Source organism: Blautia marasmi (assembly GCF_900258535.1).
Taxonomy (GTDB): Bacteria; Bacillota; Clostridia; order Lachnospirales; family Lachnospiraceae; genus Blautia; species Blautia hominis.
This window is the reverse complement of record NZ_OIWX01000001.1, coordinates 4,887,211-4,904,358: the sequence shown is the minus strand read 5'-3', so window position 1 is coordinate 4,904,358 and position 17,148 is coordinate 4,887,211. Positions and strand designations below refer to the sequence as shown.

Below are 17,148 nucleotides of genomic sequence, written 5' to 3'. Positions count from 1 at the left end.
AACTGTCTTTGCCATATATATGTTCTTCTCTATTTGTCATAAAATACTTCATAGTGTCCAAATCCAATTGTTGCCCCTTTTCCAACCCGCAGATATTTTCCCACTTCCAGAATCGGCACGAATTGCGATAAATCACCTTCATATAGAACCCATCCTGTCTTGGACGTAAGTTCCAGTTTACCATCTTTCTGATTCATGGAATACCTGGAAAAAGGGATTTCCCTCCAATATTCATCTAAAGTTTGAATTCCCCTGGCCTGTTCCAGCAACTCCTCCTTGTTCCACTCCAATTCAAAATCCATATGGGCTTTCGTCAACAGTGATATTCTGCGTATCAGAAACTGTATAAACATTTCAAAGGGCAGTCTGTCAAATAATCTCTCTCCAGAAATAATCCTTAGAGGCGTATCAAAAAACAAGCTGGCATAAGAAACATTTCTTTCTTTAATCTGCAGTGGACCAGGTGAGAGATTACGAATCCAGCTTTTCCCCCCGGCAAAAATCACCTTGCCTGAATTTGCATCTACTATCTGTCTCAGGCGAAATGTGAGTCTTGCAGCACCCCATCCTTTTTGTTCTGCTGCCTGCAGTGCATCCAAATACACTCCAGCTCTTTCTGCCCCTGTCCCAAACAATGTAAGATCAAAAACACATAAATCCCCTTTTTTCCATCTCTCTCTGCCTTCCCCGTGTACATATAACACATATGGATTCACCGCGCCTGCTTCACCACCCGTATTGCTGAAACACTTGACATAGAGACATGTGTCTTTTCTTACACACTTAAAACATCTCTTATCGGGATAGTCACAGCAAAAATCCCTGATGCAGTGTCCTAATATACCTCTTATTGTAGAACCCAAATAAGAAGGAAGTCTGCCTTCTTCCTGACATTCATATGTTGCTCGTAATGTTAAAATATTTATGAACTCGAACATACAGCCTCCTTGGCCTTTTTTGTTTATTTTATTACATTATATACCATTTTTCACCAAATAAAAACCTCCTATATCCCACTTGAACCCTTTATGCTTTTTTCATGCTACCGTTTTAATATCAATCTAACATCTTTAATCTTGAAAATTCAATTATTTTTTTACTACCGTTCTGCCCATTAAAATAAAAGTGCAAAACTATCTCTTATATTCTCTGTCACCTGCAAAAACACATAAAAACAGGCCTTCGGCAGTTAGACTTTTCTTGCTGCCAAAAGTTTATTGTTGTTTACAATGCGAGGGATAACCAGAAGCCGTTCCTATTCTTGGTTTAAGACAATAATGTGTATGTCATGAAATAAGTAATATTACATGCCGTGCATATTGGGAGACTAGCTATTAAAAGTCTAGTCTAAAATGAAACTTTTTGAATGAATTGCTGTAGGATTGCAATACATGTATTACAGCCGACTAATTAAAATGCAGGCTTCTCTCTTTGTGTTTTATTTTAGTCACCACAACACAACATAACAAAGGGGGTCCCCTGCTATAGCTAGTATAACACAGAATATGAAATATCGTTTATTCCTAATCCCTTACACCAGAAGTACGGTGTTACCATAATACAGGGAAAGGCTAACCCCGCCGACTCTGGCGTATTTGCCGATCACGTCAAAAAATGATCCGTTCCATTTGGGGACACCATGAATTTCTCCCAAAGTGCTAATATTCTGTCGTTAAACACAAATATCCTATAACTTCTCAACTATTTTTTCAAATATACTTATCAATGAATCAGTCTCCGTTTCACTTAAAATACCGAAGATATTCTCAATCAAAATCCGTTCCGCGTCATGATGTCTGCAAATCGCCTGTTTGCCCTTATCCGTTAATAGAAGCTGCAGGCTTCTCAAATCATTTGTATTAAGCCTTCTCTCCACCAGTCCCTTTTTTTCTAATCTATTGAGAGCATTTGTTAAGGTGCTATTTGGAATATTTAATTTACCGGCAATTTCTTTCGGTATGATTTCAGAATTATTAAAAAGCAATCTTAAAATATTGACATCTAATATTCCGGCACCTTTCAATTCTTCTGTGCACACTTCCAGTTTATTACCAACCATAATTTGTTCCCACAAAATACGGAACTTTTCAATTTGCTTTTCTCTCTCCATGGTATACCTTCTTTACAATCTTATTTATGCCCAAAGCACATAAGCCAGCTAATGGCATTAAGAAGATTATAACTGTTAATATTGTTTTTGTCATTGTAATTATATTAGAAACCTGTACCAAAGAAAACAACTGATTTGGGTATTGTAATAACACAATAGCTAGAATAATAATTTCTGCCAATTGTGTTATCGACAATATGAGCGGAGAGAAAGTTATGATTGAAATAACGAAACAGTTTTTAATTAGCTTCCTGAAAACTGCGTAGTTAGCACCAATCAATAAAACAGTATACAATAAGACCATTAAAATATCAGGCAAGAAAACCAACTGATGGATATCTCTTCCTGTCGCACCAATATCACCTAATAATTGATATGCGTATTCCGGCGTATAGTTAAAAGTTTGGGTTAAAAAGACAAAATCTTTCTTAAGCACAATATTAACCAATACCATTACGAATACCAAAGCTAAAAGTAACGATACAATAACTTTGGGTTTTGCAATCATTTGAATTGCTGAATTGAATTTTTTGTTTTTTTTATGCATGGCTGCACCTCCGTTTTTATTACTATATTAGTATATTACCTTATTGGAAGTATATTGTCAACATGTTATCTTAATATAATGAAATATTTTGCTTCACATTAGATTCACTCAATTTTGGCCTTTCCGTTAAACACCGTACATATATCATAGAAAACACGAATAGTACACGAATAGCATAAGCTGTCTTTTTCAGCGCATTTCCGGGGGATACATTAGCGGCAAGAGGTGCACAGTTCTGTGCCATTGGCAGGCTTGAAATCCGTCTTGACCATTTAGAATCCGCTGTATTTTATCCCATGTACTACAAAACGCCGCCATTCTCTCAATGGCAACATCAGACTAAAGACAAAGTTTATTTGATAATATAGAAATACATATATCAGAATAAATACGCATTGCTATACTTATTCTCTAAAATGTTGTATAATAAAGCAACATTAAACTTGCAGAAGATATTGTTTATAATAACGGAGGAATTAACGATGCAAAACTTTCTCAAAATGTTGACAAGCGACTGTAAAAATGAGGAGCTGCCCGAAGAATTTAATTATTTCGGAAAGCTTATCGGCAGTTGGAAAATCGACTATATTGATAACAGCAATTTTTACTCGAGGAAAGGCGAATGGCATTTTTCATGGATTCTTGATGGGATGGCAATTCAGGATGTTATTATGCTGCCCGATTATGAATATGGAACGACGCTTCGCGTCTATAATCCTGGTACATGTGCTTGGGATATCGCCTATTGTTATACCGGAAAGATCATGCGGTTTGAAGCGCGAAAACAAGGCGATAGAATAGTCCTTACGAACATAGAAGATGAAAGAAGAAAATGGGTCTTTGCCAAAATTGAGGATGATAATTTTCACTGGCAGGATATTATAGTAAAGGATGACGGTGAATGGCAGATTAATTTTGACTTATATGCCCAGCGCATGTAATAAGCATACTGTTATTGCACAGTCTTAGCATAAAGCAGCCTTCAACTTACAATTTGACGAGGTAAAAAGATGATAACAGGATACTACTGCACAAATATTTTCTCTGAGCAAGCCAAAGAACTGATTGCATTTTATAGGGAAATATTAGATATACCCTTTATTAAAACAGACGATGACAATTCAAATGGGGTTTATCTTGGCTTTATTGAAAACGCACCCACTCTTTGTATATGGGATTGTAAAAAATGTAACGTACCGCCCACCGGACATCAATCCTTTGTATTTCAAACAAATAACCTTGACTTAACAATGGAATGTTTAAAGGAAAAAGGGATTTCTCTGTCTGAAGCCATTAGATATGATTGGGGAACTTACGAGGTTCGATTAAATGATTTAGACGGAAACGAGATTGTGCTAGCTGAGTTTGCGTAATTGTCAGCATTCAGTCTGGTGTATATCAAATTTATAGAACAGGGCTTGTCTGTTCAGAGGCTGCTGTGCGTAAATTAGCTTCATAATGACAGAAATGTTAAGGCCGATAAATTCCCGTTTGCTCTAAAACCTATAGGACACCAAATAACTGATAATCTGGTGTCCTATTTTATAATATGTGCTCTGCCCTTCAATCAGCTATCTACTGCATGTACTTTCATCCGGTAATTTTGTCAGCAATCACTCTTCTACTAATGAAAACAATTACAGTTCAAGATCCACTTGATACTCATTGTCAATAAGTATATATTCCAATTTATGGCTGCGGCATAGTTCCAAAATTTCCGCATTATCCCTAAGTACCGTATCTATCGTAAGTCCTTCATCTTCTATACGTTTTTCAATAACATCTGCATATTTCATAATCTCATGAAAATGATTGTTAATATATTTTTCACTCATGACCAAGCAATAAAATTTAATTTTTGTCAAATACTCCGCTGCAAAGTCCTTAGACCAGTCAAAAGGAATATAACACCCTTCTACAATAAGATTCTGCTCATTCTCAATAGCTGTTTTCATGATTCCACATACAATTGGCCATAGATAATCTGTTAATGCACTGTCATCGCTCATAGGTGTAAGCTTTGTATATCCGCTGCGGATAAGTCCCATCTTTAAGTGGTCCACGGAAAGGTACGGGTATTTATACTTTTCCAGTAATTTTTGTGCAAGTGCTGTCTTACCGGTATGAGATGCGCCTGTTATTAAAACAATCATTTTTTGATTTCCTCTCAATTATTATCCTGATAGAACAAAGTGAACGCCCGAACAATCCACAACTCCGGACTTTCCCTTTTCGCTCTTTACATGAGATTTTACCATATAATAGCATTCTTGCATATGAGAAAGACCTTTGCTTCTCCTTCTTTTTATAAAAAGAATGGAAAGTGAAATACATCAAAAACCTCCATCCGTGGCAATCCTGCACCTATTCTATTCCCGTATGCTGACTTTCCGGGAATTTTGTAGGCCATCCGTTTTTGGGTTTCCCGGATCATTGGATGCTTATCTTACGAAGTCATAGTAAATCATAACCTCTACCGTGCGATACCCCAGGTGGTAAGTTCTTGCTTTACAAGCCTTATGATATTCAAGCAACTCTCTTTATCCTTTACGTCTCCAATCAACATACAGTTTAGCGTACATATATTTTTAAAGGTACTGCATGTAAGCTGAAAATCCGGAAATCTTCTGTAGGTTCCCGTCAAATAGCAGTCTGTGATTGTGCAATCATGCAGTGTAAGCAGACTGTCATTGATCACTCCTATATTCGTATAAGAGACAGGCGGGAGCCTATAGACTGCTTTCACTATCCCTCTTAGCAGGAAATCAGGAATGATACCATAGACATTTTCCAACAGTGATATCCCGCAAAAGCAGCGGCGGCGTACCTTTTGCATTTCGGTTTCGAGGTGTACTTGCTGTAATGTATCTGTAAATCTATGACCGGGCAAAACTTCTATTGTTATACGATGATATATCCCTGTCATATTAGCGACTGTAAGCTTATCAGAATACGGCTTAAATCCCCGCAAATCTGCCGGGCAGGGAATTATCACTTTATTTATCCTCTGCTGTTTTGCGAGTATGCGGGCATATGCACTTATAAAAACATCATTCAATGTAGCTCCATATTGCTTAGCCATCTTTCGGATGATGTTCAGCTCATCGGAAGTGATGATTTCCTTTAAGCAATAATAATTCTTTTCCGTACTGTAAGAACGTATAGGGCGCAGAGAGACTTTTTTTCCGTTTCTTGTCTGTTCTGTTGGTCCGGAAATATGAACTTCCTTCAATAAATATGCTATATCCCGCCTGTTTTTCAGCGTGTGCGGTAATTTCCTTCCGTTATACAAATGGCATAACAAATAAAGATATTGTAAGAATCCAATTCCGTCTGCCAGAAGATGGCTCATTCCAATAATCAGCACCCACCCCCTTTCTCTCTGTCTGATAAATATTTTAAGCTGTGTGTTTGTTCCTAAGTCCCACATCATTGGTTGATATGATTCCTGTTCTTCCAAAATAATGGTATCTTCTGCTGCATAATCCTTCTTTACAAAACAATATTTTTCAAAGTCAAATACATATAAAACTTCCGGAACATATTGGCAGGACAGCGCAACCGCTTTCCGCAGCCTGCAAATGTCTAATTTTCCCTCAATTTCTATATGACAATACATCAGAGGATATACGCGCTCTTTATGTATGGCTTCTATAAAATCCAGACTTTCACTTTTTGTTATCGCTGCTTCTTCCTTCATTCCCATCTTGTCACCCTGTTATTGTTGGTTGTCCGTATGCTGCTTACAAAGTAAAGTATTGCTAAACAGAAATGGAATGAAGATCAAACCCACGCCTGTTAACCGCCCCATTTGTGAGGTTTGCGCATTTTCAATTAATTGGCGGATCACCAGCACAACGATCATGATCTGTGCCGCTAAGATGACTGTCAGAATCATGATCCCTCCTATCTTCTGCTTCACAGCTGCATCTGAAAAAACAGTTTTTAAAAAAAGAATAAGAAAACAAAAAATGTAAGCCAAAAGATAGGCCGGATAGCTGCCGCCTATATACAGGACAATGCAAATAAGCAGGCATATGAAAACTTTTAAGAAAACATTTGTTTTTTTCATTTATTCACCTCAATCTTTCCATTCCGTGTTTCCGTTTCAATCGTTATCACTGGATTTTTCCCAATCTTTCCCTCAGCTTTTTCCCCGTTTGTTTTAATCTCATCCTGAAAAGATGTCCTTATGGTCCCGTTTTTTGTTTCTGCCGTAAAGTCAAATTCCAAGTCATCCGGAATCGTTAGACGGATATCACCATTTTTATTAAACAACAGTAAATCTCCTGCCACCTCTGAGTAATCAATTTGCAAAAGCCCGGAATTGTTATTTTTATATTCCCCCGAACCGACAGCATTTTTTATGCTGACGTCTCCACTTGTTGTAGTGCAGATAACAGAGCCGTTTAATGCATCACAGGATACTTTGCCGCTGGTCGTCATGAAACGAATATCCTCTGCCTGCAGTCTATATAGATCCAGCATCCCGCTTGTCGATGACAAGTACATATTCTTGGCAGACATATCCTTCAAATTGACATTTCCAGCGGTACTGTCAATTCGCAGTGACGTCAAAATGAGTTTGGTCTCAGAAAAGTCAATATTGCCATCCGTTGTGGTCACAGTCAATCCCTTCTGGTAAGACGACGGCAGCTCTACCTCCACGTACCTTAAAAATCCATCCTTGAAGAATGGTTTCCTGCCCTCGCTGATATGTACACTGTCCCCATCTTCCGAGACTTTGGCATAATAGGCCTTATTCTTTTCGGTCATATATTCCCGAATCACAATTTCGTCACTATCTGACATGTAAAAGGTAATATTCTCTTCATCGTAAGAAATTGTCAAATCCGAAATATCACCAACGGAATAACGCAATTCATTAGCCATTTCCGGCTGCGCAGAATGGGAACATCCTGTCAAACCCATGATAAAGAACACACTTACAGCTAAACACCAATACTTGTTTTTTATTTTCATCTAAATACCTCCCTATGTCATAAATGAATCATTCATTCATCTATGGTTAAAAAATTAGAGGGCTGCAATGCCCTGCTAATTTATAGTTTGTAAGCAGATATAATATTATCCATACAGACAGCTTTTGCCAATTCCATCGGAATTTCTTTCGTCTCAAAAGAAGTATATCGCACATCCATTGCCCACCACGATAGAATTTCTATAATAAGCGTTGTGATAAGTTCGGGATACTCCAGATTCCGGATCATTTTCTGCTTTTGAAATTCACTTATATATCTGCTCATAGCCTTAAAAAATCTTTTACGATAAGCTGTGTAGTGTTCTCCTAAATATTTAAAATCAAACTGATTCCTTTCAATAAACAGACAGCCAACAGCATATCGGGCCATAAGGTCAAAAGTGTCTGATATGAGTTCTTCAAAACTATAATCCTCTATATCCTTTAAATGTTTCTCAAATTCATTTGCAGATTCTTCAAGCAGCTTTACCACATCCTGCTCAATCCCTGTAAATAAATCATCTGTTATTGGCCTTTGCAGCTCATGATTTATAAAGTCTGGGTCAATCGTGCACTTTAAAACAAAATGTAAAATCTCTTTTTTTCCCACAAAATCCAGGTATATCGTGCCCACAGACACGCCTACCGCCTTTGCAATATGACTGATCTGCGTTTTAGAATATCCCTGCTGCAGGAACAGCTTAGCAGCTGCGTCAGCTATTGCCTTTATTCTCTCGTTCAAAACAGCACCTCCCTAGTGAATGAATCATTCATTTCTCTCATAATACAATAGATATCTTAAAAAGTCAATTCACTATTTTATATAAAGGCCCGTGTGAGGCTTGGAAAGAAATCATAAAGGGTCCGTCACACATATCAACTTAGTGTGGCAGGCCCCTAGTCCCATGGAGCACAACACACAAGGATTTATCCCTTCATTTCAGGTTCGCTTGACTTTCCACCACAACTGTTTCATACTGTATTTTATATACTATTTTAGGCTAGCCGCCGCGCTGGAAAGGATAAACATGATCAAAGTGACAAAGCAGACTAATTTTAAATTCCAAATGGCAACAGACAGCCTTCAGGTTGGGATACTTAAATGCAGAATTGACAAGTATCTTTCCATAGAGGAGATGAACAGCGGTTTTGTTCAGTTGTCCGGATATTCTGCTGAGGATATGGAAAAGCGTTTTCAGAATCATCTCATGGAGTGTGTCCATCCGGAAGATATCTCTGTACTTACCACACTTCAGACGGATATTTCCCGGGGTAAAATATGTGCGGCCGCAGAATTCCGTATTCCTGGCAAAAGTAATGTATCACGCTGGTACCGGTTACTTGCTCTTACACAATTTGATGAGTTTAAGAAACCATACAGTGTTATAGGAATCCTTTTTGATATTGATGGTGAAATGCAGTTTATGAACAAGCTGCGCTCCCAGGCAGAGCAGGATTCTCTGACCGGATTATATAACCGCAAAGAAACAGAACTGCGGATTAAAGAATATCTGGACAGAAAGCCGGAGAAATGCTGTGCTTTGTTTATGATAGATACGGATAATTTTAAACAGGTAAATGATACCAAAGGGCATATGATGGGGGATGTGGTCCTGACCGAAATGGCCTCTGCCATGAAGTCCCTCATGCGCACAACAGATATTGTGGGACGAATAGGCGGCGATGAATTTACTATTTTCATGAAGGATATCCCCTCCAAAGATGCTGCCCGAAAAAAGGCAGAACGTCTGGCCGATGTCTTCCGTCATCTTTTTGAAAACGAAAAATTTTCCCTCCAGATAACCTGCAGTATCGGTGTGGCCGCTTACCCGGATGACGGAGCTGATTTTAAAACCTTATACAAACATGCCGATCAGGCTCTGTATCAGGCAAAAACCCATGGTAAAAATAAATATGTGATGTATAATAACAAACGCGCATATTGTGCTGAGGATACTGGATACTCTTCCATCGGTGCACACATTGACTCCGAATCCCGGACCGTCCAAAGTCAGGGAGATTTGCTGGCTGATGTTTTTAAGATCCTATATCGCATGGAGAATCCTGACCAGGCCATTAACCTTATACTGGAAACTGTGGGCAAGAAGTTTGATGTGAGCAGGGCCTACATATTTGAATCCACAGAAGACGGTAAATATACTTCCAATACTTACGAATGGTGTAATGAGGGCATCCCTCCCCAGATTCTTATGCTGCAGAATCTCAATTACAATCAGTTTGGAGACTATCATACCCTATTTCAGGACAACTCCATATTCTACTGCAGAGATATCAACACACTGCATCCAAAACAAAGGGAAATATTGGAGGAACAGGGCATTTGCTCCACACTTCAGTGTGCTTTCTGGAAAGGGGAAAATCTTGCCGGTTTTATTGGTTTCGATGAATGTACAGGCTTACGTCTCTGGACGAAAGAGGAAGTAGATACCCTTTCCCTTATCTCCCAAATGATGTCCATTTTCCTGCAGAAACGCAGAGTGATGGACTGGAACAGTGAAATGAAACTGCAGCTGCATACTATATTGGATTCCAATGATTCCTGTATCTACGTGATCCAGCAGGACTCCTTTGAGCTGCTTTACTTAAGCCAAAATACCAAGGAATTAAAACCCAAAGTCCAATTAGGAGAGTTCTGCTATAAAGCATTCTATGGAAAAGACAGCATATGTGATTTTTGCCCTCTTTTGAACGGAGGAACCGGAGAACTCTATGTTCCGGAAAAAAATATACACATTAAATTACAGGCGTCTTCCATGAAGTGGCTTGGAAATGACGCATACCTTTTATCTTTTCGCACAGATTCCGGGGGAATCGTTCCCCATGATGAGAGCTGCTCTGCTTTCATGGCGGAAAAAAGTCTGGTCGACTGCCTCCAGTGGCTGACTTCCTCGGAATATTTGGATGATGCCATTGAATATGTCCTGCGAATCGTACAGAACTACTATCAGTCCGACAGGGTTTATATTATTGAAGCGGATGTAAAAAACAATATTGCCAACAATACTTACGAAATCTGTGCCGAAGGGGTATCCCCTCAGATTGACCATCTGCAGAATGTACCTCTTGAAACCATATCTTTCTGGATGGAACAGTTTGAAATCAGAGACTACATAAAGATAAATAATATCGAAGAACTTGGTGAAGACCGCCGGCTGGAATACGACATTCTTAAAAAACAGGGCATTAAAAGCCTCATGGCAATTCCCCTCTCTGACAAAGGAGAGATAAAAGGTTTTCTGGGTGTAGACGATCCCAAGCAGAACAAAAAGAATTTCCATTATCTGAAAGGGCTTTCCTATTTTCTTGAAAGTGAAATTGCCAAAAATACTTTAAAGAAAAAGCTGGAGCTGATGAGCTATCAGGATCTCATGACAGGACTTGAAAACCGAAACAGCTTTCTGAATTACTGTGAAGACTTTTCCATACGGATGCCCTCTCCCATAGGGATCATATTTATGGATATCAATGGCCTGAAACGGTTTAATGATGCCAAAGGCCATGTATATGGAGATATGATCGTCACTCATGTTTCCGACATGATAAAGAAATTCTTCCCCGATGCCAGAAAATTCCGCCTCAGCGGAGATGAATTTCTTGTCGTATCCGAAGCCCTAACATATGAGGCGTTTATGACGCAGGTCAGCAGTCTGGAAGAATCTTTATCTGAAAACAATTTATGTATCATATCTATAGGAACGACATGGAATGATATCTACACTGACCTAAATGAATCTCTGAATAAAGCTGACCGGTTAATGTATCTGAAAAAGCAGGAATATTACCGGACATCCCAAAACATTGCACCTGAAAAAATACCTTTGCTGAAGGATTTGACGAATGCGATCCTCAATAAGGAATACCTGGTTTATCTGCAGCCCAAAATAAACTTGGGATCAGACAGCATAGACAGTGCGGAAGCCCTTGTGCGCTACAGGGAAAAAGATGGCTCCATCTCTCCTCCCTTTAAGTTTATTCCCATGCTGGAAAGTGAAGGACTTATCTCTAACATTGATTTCTTTGTTCTGGAAGAAGTATGCAGACTACTGACAAGCTGGAAAAATACCCCGTTCTCGGAAATTAGGCTTGCTCTGAATCTTTCAAGGATCACTTTATTTGATGACCATTTTTTTACTCGGTTTTGGGAGATTTTTAAGCGTTATGATTTAAAGCCGGAACAAATAGAAATAGAAATCACCGAAGCGCAGGAGACACTCAATAAAAAGCAGATGGCTCTGCTGCTGGAACAGCTTAAAAACCGTGGTTTCCGTATTGTCCTTGATGACTTTGGTGTTGCATATTCCTCATATGAGTTTTTAATGATGGCTGACTTTGACCTTTTGAAGATAGACAAAAGCGTCGTACAAAGGTATGAAACTTCTGTTAAGGGCAAAGCTTTAATGAAACATATCGTTCAAATGAGCCATGATATTGGAATTAAATGTTGTGCGGAGGGCGTGGAGACAGAAGAACAGTACAACTTTATAAAAGAAATCGGTTGTGACTATATCCAGGGTTATTTTGTGGGAAAACCGGCGCCTCCGGAAAAATTTAAACTTTGATATTTCTATGCGGCATCTTCATGCGGGATGGCAATACACCGCACCAAGATGCCGTATTTTTAATACTCTAAGTACTTATTTCCTTAGAATACACCTTGCGCTACTATGAAAAAAAAGGGTTAATACGGGTAAACCGTGACAATAGCGGAAGGCGCTGCTATTCTGAGAGCGATGTTGAATGGATCAAGTTCATCAAAAAGTTAAAAGATACCGGAATGATCTTAAAAGACATCGAAACGTATTCACGTCTCCGATATGAGGGTGCCGAAACCATGCCCGAACGATTATCCATGCTTCAAAAACACAGGGAATATGTCCTTTTTCAGCAGCGTAAATAGGCTGAGCATTTAAGTAATCTCGACAACAAAATTACGTTTTACCAAAATAGTATTTCAGTAAAAAATGAGGATCAAGCAGGTTCTGCAGATTGCTTTAGTGATTGATTAGAATACTGGGCCTTCACCAGATAAACTCCTATCACGACGATCATAATTCCTATCACTTCTTTTGCAGAGAGCGTTTCGGAAAATATAACGCTTCTGATAAAGTAACGCTAAAAATCGGATTCCTTCAATATGTGATTGACTTATTTGCCATATAAAGCAATTTCTTCCGCTTGTCTGGAATCGTAGTCTTTTGTCACCGCCTCAACACTGCGTCCCTCGCAGAGTTGCTGGCTTAATTCCCGCACTGTATCCCATACATTAAAATGCAGGCGGAAATCCTGATTTGGGATCTGGTCTCCTCCGGCTACACATTCGATAATTGAATCCGACTGAGGTATATCCGGAGCTGTAGCATTTTTAGAAGAAGATATCTTCCCCAGGTTTTTGGCAAAGGAATCCAGTGTCTTTGTCTTTCCAAGTGTTTCTACAATGGCGATAGCGGAATCGAGATGTTCGGACTTTGGATTGATTGCCAGTCTCTGGTCCGCTCCTACAACACAGATTGAACCATTTTCCAATACCGGCAAAGGTGTCATCTCAATTTCAAATGGATACCCCTCAAAAGCTTTCCCCCGATAAAGCGCACAAATAAAAGCACAATTCCCTTCTGCAAAAAAATTCTTTTCTTCTTCTCTGGAAGGCAGTGTGTTAAGAGCAGTTTCCGGATCTAAATACCCCTTGTCAATCATCATCTGGAGAAAAGAAAATCCTTTTTCGATATAGCTGCTGATCTTCGTTGTTCCGTCTGACAATGATGCCAGTTTCTGGCTGGCATCGTCGCTCTGATAAACATCATATAGTCCGGCACACATAACAGGAACTGTCAAGGCAAAATCTTTATTCGCCCCATAAGGAAGTATACCGTTTTCCTTCAGTGTTTCGCAGACATTCAGAAACTCCTCCAGATTTTTCGGTACTTTCAAGTTATATTCTTTTAACATATCTACATTCCATACGAAACCAAAGCAAGTGTAAGACAATGGAATGGAAAATATCTTTTCCCCGTATGTACTCTGGATCAATGCGTCCTGTGACAGATTCTCCGTACATTTCAGATTAGACATATCATAAATATATCCTTTTTCGTCAAACTCCAATACATCTTCGGCCGGAATCAGGTATAAATCATCGGCCGTTCCTGAGGATAGACGTTTCAAGAGCAATTCCCGGTATGACAGGCCCTCTTCTGCGTAAAAACTTGCAGAATCGCTATAAACCACTATGTTGGTATTTTTGTCCTGGTTCAGTATTTGTCTGCAAGAGTCTTCTATTGCATTTGAAACATCCTCATTTTGTGTAAAAATTGTGATTGGCGTTTCAGGAATACTCTCATCCAGATACAGCTCCGGAGCATTTTTTTTATTTCCGCAGCCGGATTGCAGCAGAATGAGTGTAATAAGAAAGCATAGCAGGCATTTTTTTACCAATACTTTTTTCATCATTTCTCCTCCGGTCTTTGTATGATATTTAATAAATGTTGGAGCGTACCATATAATTTCTCTGGTTCCACAGGTTTTCCGATATGTGCATCCATTCCGGCATCCATACATCTGCGAATATCTTCTTTGAATACATCGGCCGTCATGGCAATGACCGGAACGGAAGCGGCATCCGTCCGCTCTGAATTTCTGATTGCTTTGGTTGCTTCCAGTCCATTCATTTCTGGCATATGGACATCCATGAGTATTAGGCGATAATAGCCGGGGCTGCTGTTCAAGAAGCAGTCCAACGCTTCCTTTCCGTTCCGGGCGCTGTCTACAACAGCACCGCAGCATTCGAGAAGTTCTACGATAATTTCCATGTTTAATTCGTTATCCTCCGCCGCCAGGATTCTGACACCCTTTAGATTTCCAGACTCTAAAGTCATTGCCTCTGCCGGTTTCGTTTTTTCACCCAAGGTATAATACTTCAGTTGTTCCAAAAGTTCGGACTTGAAGATTGGTTTTGTCAGAAATCCATTAATGCCTGCCTCAACAGCCTCATCCCTTACATTTTCCCAATCGTAAGCAGATAATAGAAGGATTGGAACTTTGCTGCCCAGCCGAGTCCTGATCTGTCTTGCTGTTTCTATTCCATCCATCCCAGGCATTCTCCAGTCTATTATAACGATCTGATAATCCGCTTTCATTACATGTGCTTTCCATGCCAGTTCTACCGCATCAGATCCATTTAAAACCCACTGCGCATGGATACCGTTCTCCTGAAGCATCAGACTGATACTCTCACATGCATCCTGGTCATCATCCACGATAAGAGTCGAGTATCCTGACAGAGATGAACCTTCCGGTACCTGCTGTGCCGGAAGATTAAGAGGGATTTCCACCGTGAAACGAGATCCCTCATTCTCTCTGCTGTCAACACGGATATTTCCGCCCATCAGATCCACAATATTCTTTGTAATTGCAAGTCCCAGTCCTGTACCTGTAATTTGACTCATACGGTTGTCCTCAGCCCGCTCAAATGGTTGAAATATCCGTTTCAGGAAATCGGCACTCATTCCAATACCGTTGTCTTTTACCATAAATCCCAGCCTGATAGTATTATTATCCATCAAAGTTTCTGTAATCTGCAGTATGATTTCGCCGCCTTCCTGCGTATATTTTACTGCGTTTGACAGAAGATTAAGTAAGATTTTCTGCAGGTGCAGTGCATCGCTGATCACCGTATCATGTTCCAGAAGCAGAGATTTCATTTGCAGCGTCTGGCCTTTTTTATCCATATCGGGTTGAATGACGGAAATAAGATTGGCAAGCAGGCTGGGAAGATGTACATTTTCTTCTTTAAGACTGATTCTTCCGCTTTCAATACGCGACATATCCAACACTTCATTGATCAGCTCCAAGAGATGCCCCGAAGCTGCTGTGATCTTATGAAGACATGATTCAACCTTGGTCCGGTTATCCAAATTTTTTAATGCTATATTTGTCATACCTAATATGCCGTTCATAGGCGTTCTTATATCGTGAGACATAGAGGAAAAAAATGCTGTTCTGGCCTGATTGCTGTTCTCAGCCTGAGTTAGAGCATCTGCCAGATGTTCGCGCATGTTATGATCATCCGTTGTTTCGTGAAACACGGCCAGATATTGACCGTAATCTGCAGGTATCAGATGAACTGCGATCCAGCGTTTCACTTCATTTGGACCAGTTCCAATCATAGATTCTCCGGTGATCTGTTCTTTCATCGTTCCATTCAGAAAACTCTCTCTTACAGAATCATCGAGTTTCATTTTGCCGGCATCAAATACCAGTGCCGGATTTTCAATCACCTGCTGTGTAGTAATTCCAAGAAGAACCGGCAGGTTATCCGAAACAAGTTCTACTTTCCGCCCGGATGGCGTATAGAGAAGAAATGCAAAATCTATATTCGCAGAAAGATTTTGAAACAGCTTCTCACGGTATTCCTTTTGTCTTACATCTGCTTTCATGGACTGTCTTCCTGCCAGCAATACGGATGTAGAGAGTCCGCCAATGAGTAGAAGGATGAACATACAACAGATCATAACAATAATCGGCGTAGCCTCCTGCTGAAGGACTGCACGGGGAATGACCGTAATCAAATAACAGCCCTCCGGTGCATCTATCGGAAGAAAACCAAGCAGAGATTTTTGTTTTTCATTTATAATAGCAAGTGTCCCGCTTTTCTTATCATGGATGACTTGGCGGAGTGTATCCTGCACTTCCTTTTCATTTTCCTGCTTTGCCAGATAGTTGTAAATATTTGTCTCTGTTGCTGTCCCACGGGACTTTATAATAAAATTGCCAGTGCTGTCCACCACATAGGCAGACCCTTCTCCATTGTGAAAAGTAAACAGAGTTGGCAGATTGTAGTCATTGATAATCCGATCGGCATATATGGCGCCAATCTGTTTATCATTTTCTATCACAGGAGACTGGTAGGTAATTTGAAGATGTCCGCTGGTCCCATGATAGGGCGCTGACAGACCGTCTGTTCCCTTGAAAAGAGCTGTCTCCTCAAACGGCATATCCGATACATCAACCGTATCACCCTGACTGTCAATTCCTTTTCCATCCATGCTTACATAGGAGAAGCGGAAAAAATCAGTTGAGTCGGCATACTTCTGTAAGGTATTCTCAACGGTATTCTCCTGTTCAGATGCAAGAAGATCTGCCAAGGTAAACACAAGCTCTCTGTCAAGTGTTATCTTGCTGTTCAGTCCTTCACTGATAATCCTGCTGGAGCTCAGAAGAGTCTGATTTGCGCTTTGGTTCATCCTGCTGATAATTTGTATAAGAAAAAAACTGGATATGGACAGGGCAATTACAAAGATTCCTGCAGATGCGGCCAGTATTGTACCTGACTTCTTTTTCTCTTTGATTTTCAATTTCATTTACGTTCCCCCAAGACGGTTTTTTCTATCTCTGACAGTTATTATCACTTTGTCATGATATCATAGTAATAAATGCAGGTTTGATAAGCCGGGTTCTCATAAACACCGCTGATCGTATTGTTTATAACATAAT

14 protein-coding genes are annotated in these 17,148 nt (G+C 39.7%); 4 read left to right on the top strand and 10 right to left on the bottom strand.

The genetic code is table 11. The features are described 5' to 3' along the window. Window positions 1-29: 29 nt before the first annotated feature. The 3 genes from cas6 to C6P39_RS21405 all read right to left on the bottom strand — a co-directional run bounded on the left by cas6 (window position 30) and on the right by C6P39_RS21405 (window position 2,657). Window positions 30-716, bottom strand: a complete 687-nt coding sequence (gene cas6 / locus C6P39_RS21415; RefSeq protein WP_242987099.1) for a CRISPR system precrRNA processing endoribonuclease RAMP protein Cas6 — start codon at window positions 714-716, stop codon at window positions 30-32. A gap of 971 nt (window positions 717-1,687) precedes the next feature. Next, window positions 1,688-2,110, bottom strand: coding sequence for a MarR family winged helix-turn-helix transcriptional regulator (locus C6P39_RS21410; protein ID WP_104805120.1), 423 nt, complete (start codon window positions 2,108-2,110; stop codon window positions 1,688-1,690). Then, entirely contained in the window at window positions 2,088-2,657 is a 570-nt protein-coding gene (locus tag C6P39_RS21405) for a hypothetical protein (RefSeq protein WP_104805119.1), read from the bottom strand. Before C6P39_RS21405 ends, C6P39_RS21410 begins: the two co-directional genes overlap by 23 nt. Window positions 2,658-3,139: 482 nt before the next feature. Between C6P39_RS21405 and C6P39_RS21400 the strand changes: the two genes are divergently transcribed. Both C6P39_RS21400 and C6P39_RS21395 read left to right on the top strand, forming a co-directional pair. Further along, window positions 3,140-3,598, top strand: coding sequence for a hypothetical protein (locus C6P39_RS21400; RefSeq protein WP_104805118.1), 459 nt, complete (start codon window positions 3,140-3,142; stop codon window positions 3,596-3,598). A 69-nt stretch (window positions 3,599-3,667) separates the two neighbouring features. Beyond that, complete coding sequence (locus C6P39_RS21395) at window positions 3,668-4,030, top strand: VOC family protein (protein ID WP_095175703.1); 363 nt, start codon at window positions 3,668-3,670, stop codon at window positions 4,028-4,030. Window positions 4,031-4,294: 264 nt separating this feature from the next. Here the strand turns inward: C6P39_RS21395 and C6P39_RS21390 are convergent, their stop codons facing one another. From C6P39_RS21390 to C6P39_RS21370, 5 genes are all read right to left on the bottom strand, one after another. Then, a complete protein-coding gene (locus tag C6P39_RS21390) occupies window positions 4,295-4,810 on the bottom strand; it encodes an adenylate kinase family protein (protein WP_095175702.1) in 516 nt (171 codons plus the stop codon). Window positions 4,811-5,130: 320 nt separating this feature from the next. Further along, a complete protein-coding gene (locus C6P39_RS21385; protein ID WP_158661654.1) occupies window positions 5,131-6,117 on the bottom strand; it encodes a hypothetical protein in 987 nt (328 codons plus the stop codon). Between the two features lie 258 nt (window positions 6,118-6,375). Beyond that, on the bottom strand, window positions 6,376-6,729 hold the full coding sequence (locus C6P39_RS21380; RefSeq protein WP_095175700.1) for a hypothetical protein: 354 nt from the start codon (window positions 6,727-6,729) through the stop codon (window positions 6,376-6,378). Then, complete coding sequence (locus C6P39_RS21375; RefSeq protein WP_104805116.1) at window positions 6,726-7,640, bottom strand: DUF4097 family beta strand repeat-containing protein; 915 nt, start codon at window positions 7,638-7,640, stop codon at window positions 6,726-6,728. The genes C6P39_RS21380 and C6P39_RS21375 overlap by 4 nt, the downstream gene beginning before the upstream one ends. 80 nt (window positions 7,641-7,720) lie before the next feature. Further along, window positions 7,721-8,380, bottom strand: a complete 660-nt coding sequence (locus C6P39_RS21370) for a helix-turn-helix domain-containing protein (protein ID WP_104805115.1) — start codon at window positions 8,378-8,380, stop codon at window positions 7,721-7,723. Between the two features lie 286 nt (window positions 8,381-8,666). Between C6P39_RS21370 and C6P39_RS21365 the strand changes: the two genes are divergently transcribed. Both C6P39_RS21365 and C6P39_RS28545 read left to right on the top strand, forming a co-directional pair. Continuing rightward, a complete protein-coding gene (locus tag C6P39_RS21365) occupies window positions 8,667-12,218 on the top strand; it encodes a diguanylate cyclase domain-containing protein (protein WP_104805114.1) in 3,552 nt (1,183 codons plus the stop codon). 95 nt (window positions 12,219-12,313) lie between these two features. Further along, entirely contained in the window at window positions 12,314-12,556 is a 243-nt protein-coding gene (locus C6P39_RS28545) for a MerR family transcriptional regulator (protein WP_334293905.1), read from the top strand. 248 nt (window positions 12,557-12,804) lie between these two features. On the opposite strand, the gene C6P39_RS21350 is transcribed toward C6P39_RS28545, so the two are convergent. Then, window positions 12,805-14,106, bottom strand: coding sequence for an ABC transporter substrate-binding protein (locus C6P39_RS21350; protein WP_242987098.1), 1,302 nt, complete (start codon window positions 14,104-14,106; stop codon window positions 12,805-12,807). Next, window positions 14,103-17,015, bottom strand: a complete 2,913-nt coding sequence (locus C6P39_RS21345) for a hybrid sensor histidine kinase/response regulator (protein WP_242987097.1) — start codon at window positions 17,013-17,015, stop codon at window positions 14,103-14,105. Before C6P39_RS21345 ends, C6P39_RS21350 begins: the two co-directional genes overlap by 4 nt. Between the last annotated feature and the right edge of the window lie 133 nt (window positions 17,016-17,148).

Excerpts from the sequence above, each read along its gene's own strand:
- C6P39_RS21345 (WP_242987097.1), bottom strand. The coding sequence starts at position 17,015 with ATGAAATTGAAAATCAAAGAGAAAAAGAAGTCAGGTACAATACTGGCC.
- C6P39_RS21375 (WP_104805116.1), bottom strand. The coding sequence starts at position 7,640 with ATGAAAATAAAAAACAAGTATTGGTGTTTAGCTGTAAGTGTGTTCTTT.
- C6P39_RS21350 (WP_242987098.1), bottom strand. The coding sequence starts at position 14,106 with ATGATGAAAAAAGTATTGGTAAAAAAATGCCTGCTATGCTTTCTTATT.
- C6P39_RS21390 (WP_095175702.1), bottom strand. The coding sequence starts at position 4,810 with ATGATTGTTTTAATAACAGGCGCATCTCATACCGGTAAGACAGCACTT.
- C6P39_RS21400 (WP_104805118.1), top strand. The coding sequence starts at position 3,140 with ATGCAAAACTTTCTCAAAATGTTGACAAGCGACTGTAAAAATGAGGAG.
- C6P39_RS21365 (WP_104805114.1), top strand. The coding sequence starts at position 8,667 with ATGATCAAAGTGACAAAGCAGACTAATTTTAAATTCCAAATGGCAACA.
- C6P39_RS21380 (WP_095175700.1), bottom strand. The coding sequence starts at position 6,729 with ATGAAAAAAACAAATGTTTTCTTAAAAGTTTTCATATGCCTGCTTATT.
- C6P39_RS21395 (WP_095175703.1), top strand. The coding sequence starts at position 3,668 with ATGATAACAGGATACTACTGCACAAATATTTTCTCTGAGCAAGCCAAA.
- C6P39_RS21405 (WP_104805119.1), bottom strand. The coding sequence starts at position 2,657 with ATGCATAAAAAAAACAAAAAATTCAATTCAGCAATTCAAATGATTGCA.
- C6P39_RS21410 (WP_104805120.1), bottom strand. The coding sequence starts at position 2,110 with ATGGAGAGAGAAAAGCAAATTGAAAAGTTCCGTATTTTGTGGGAACAA.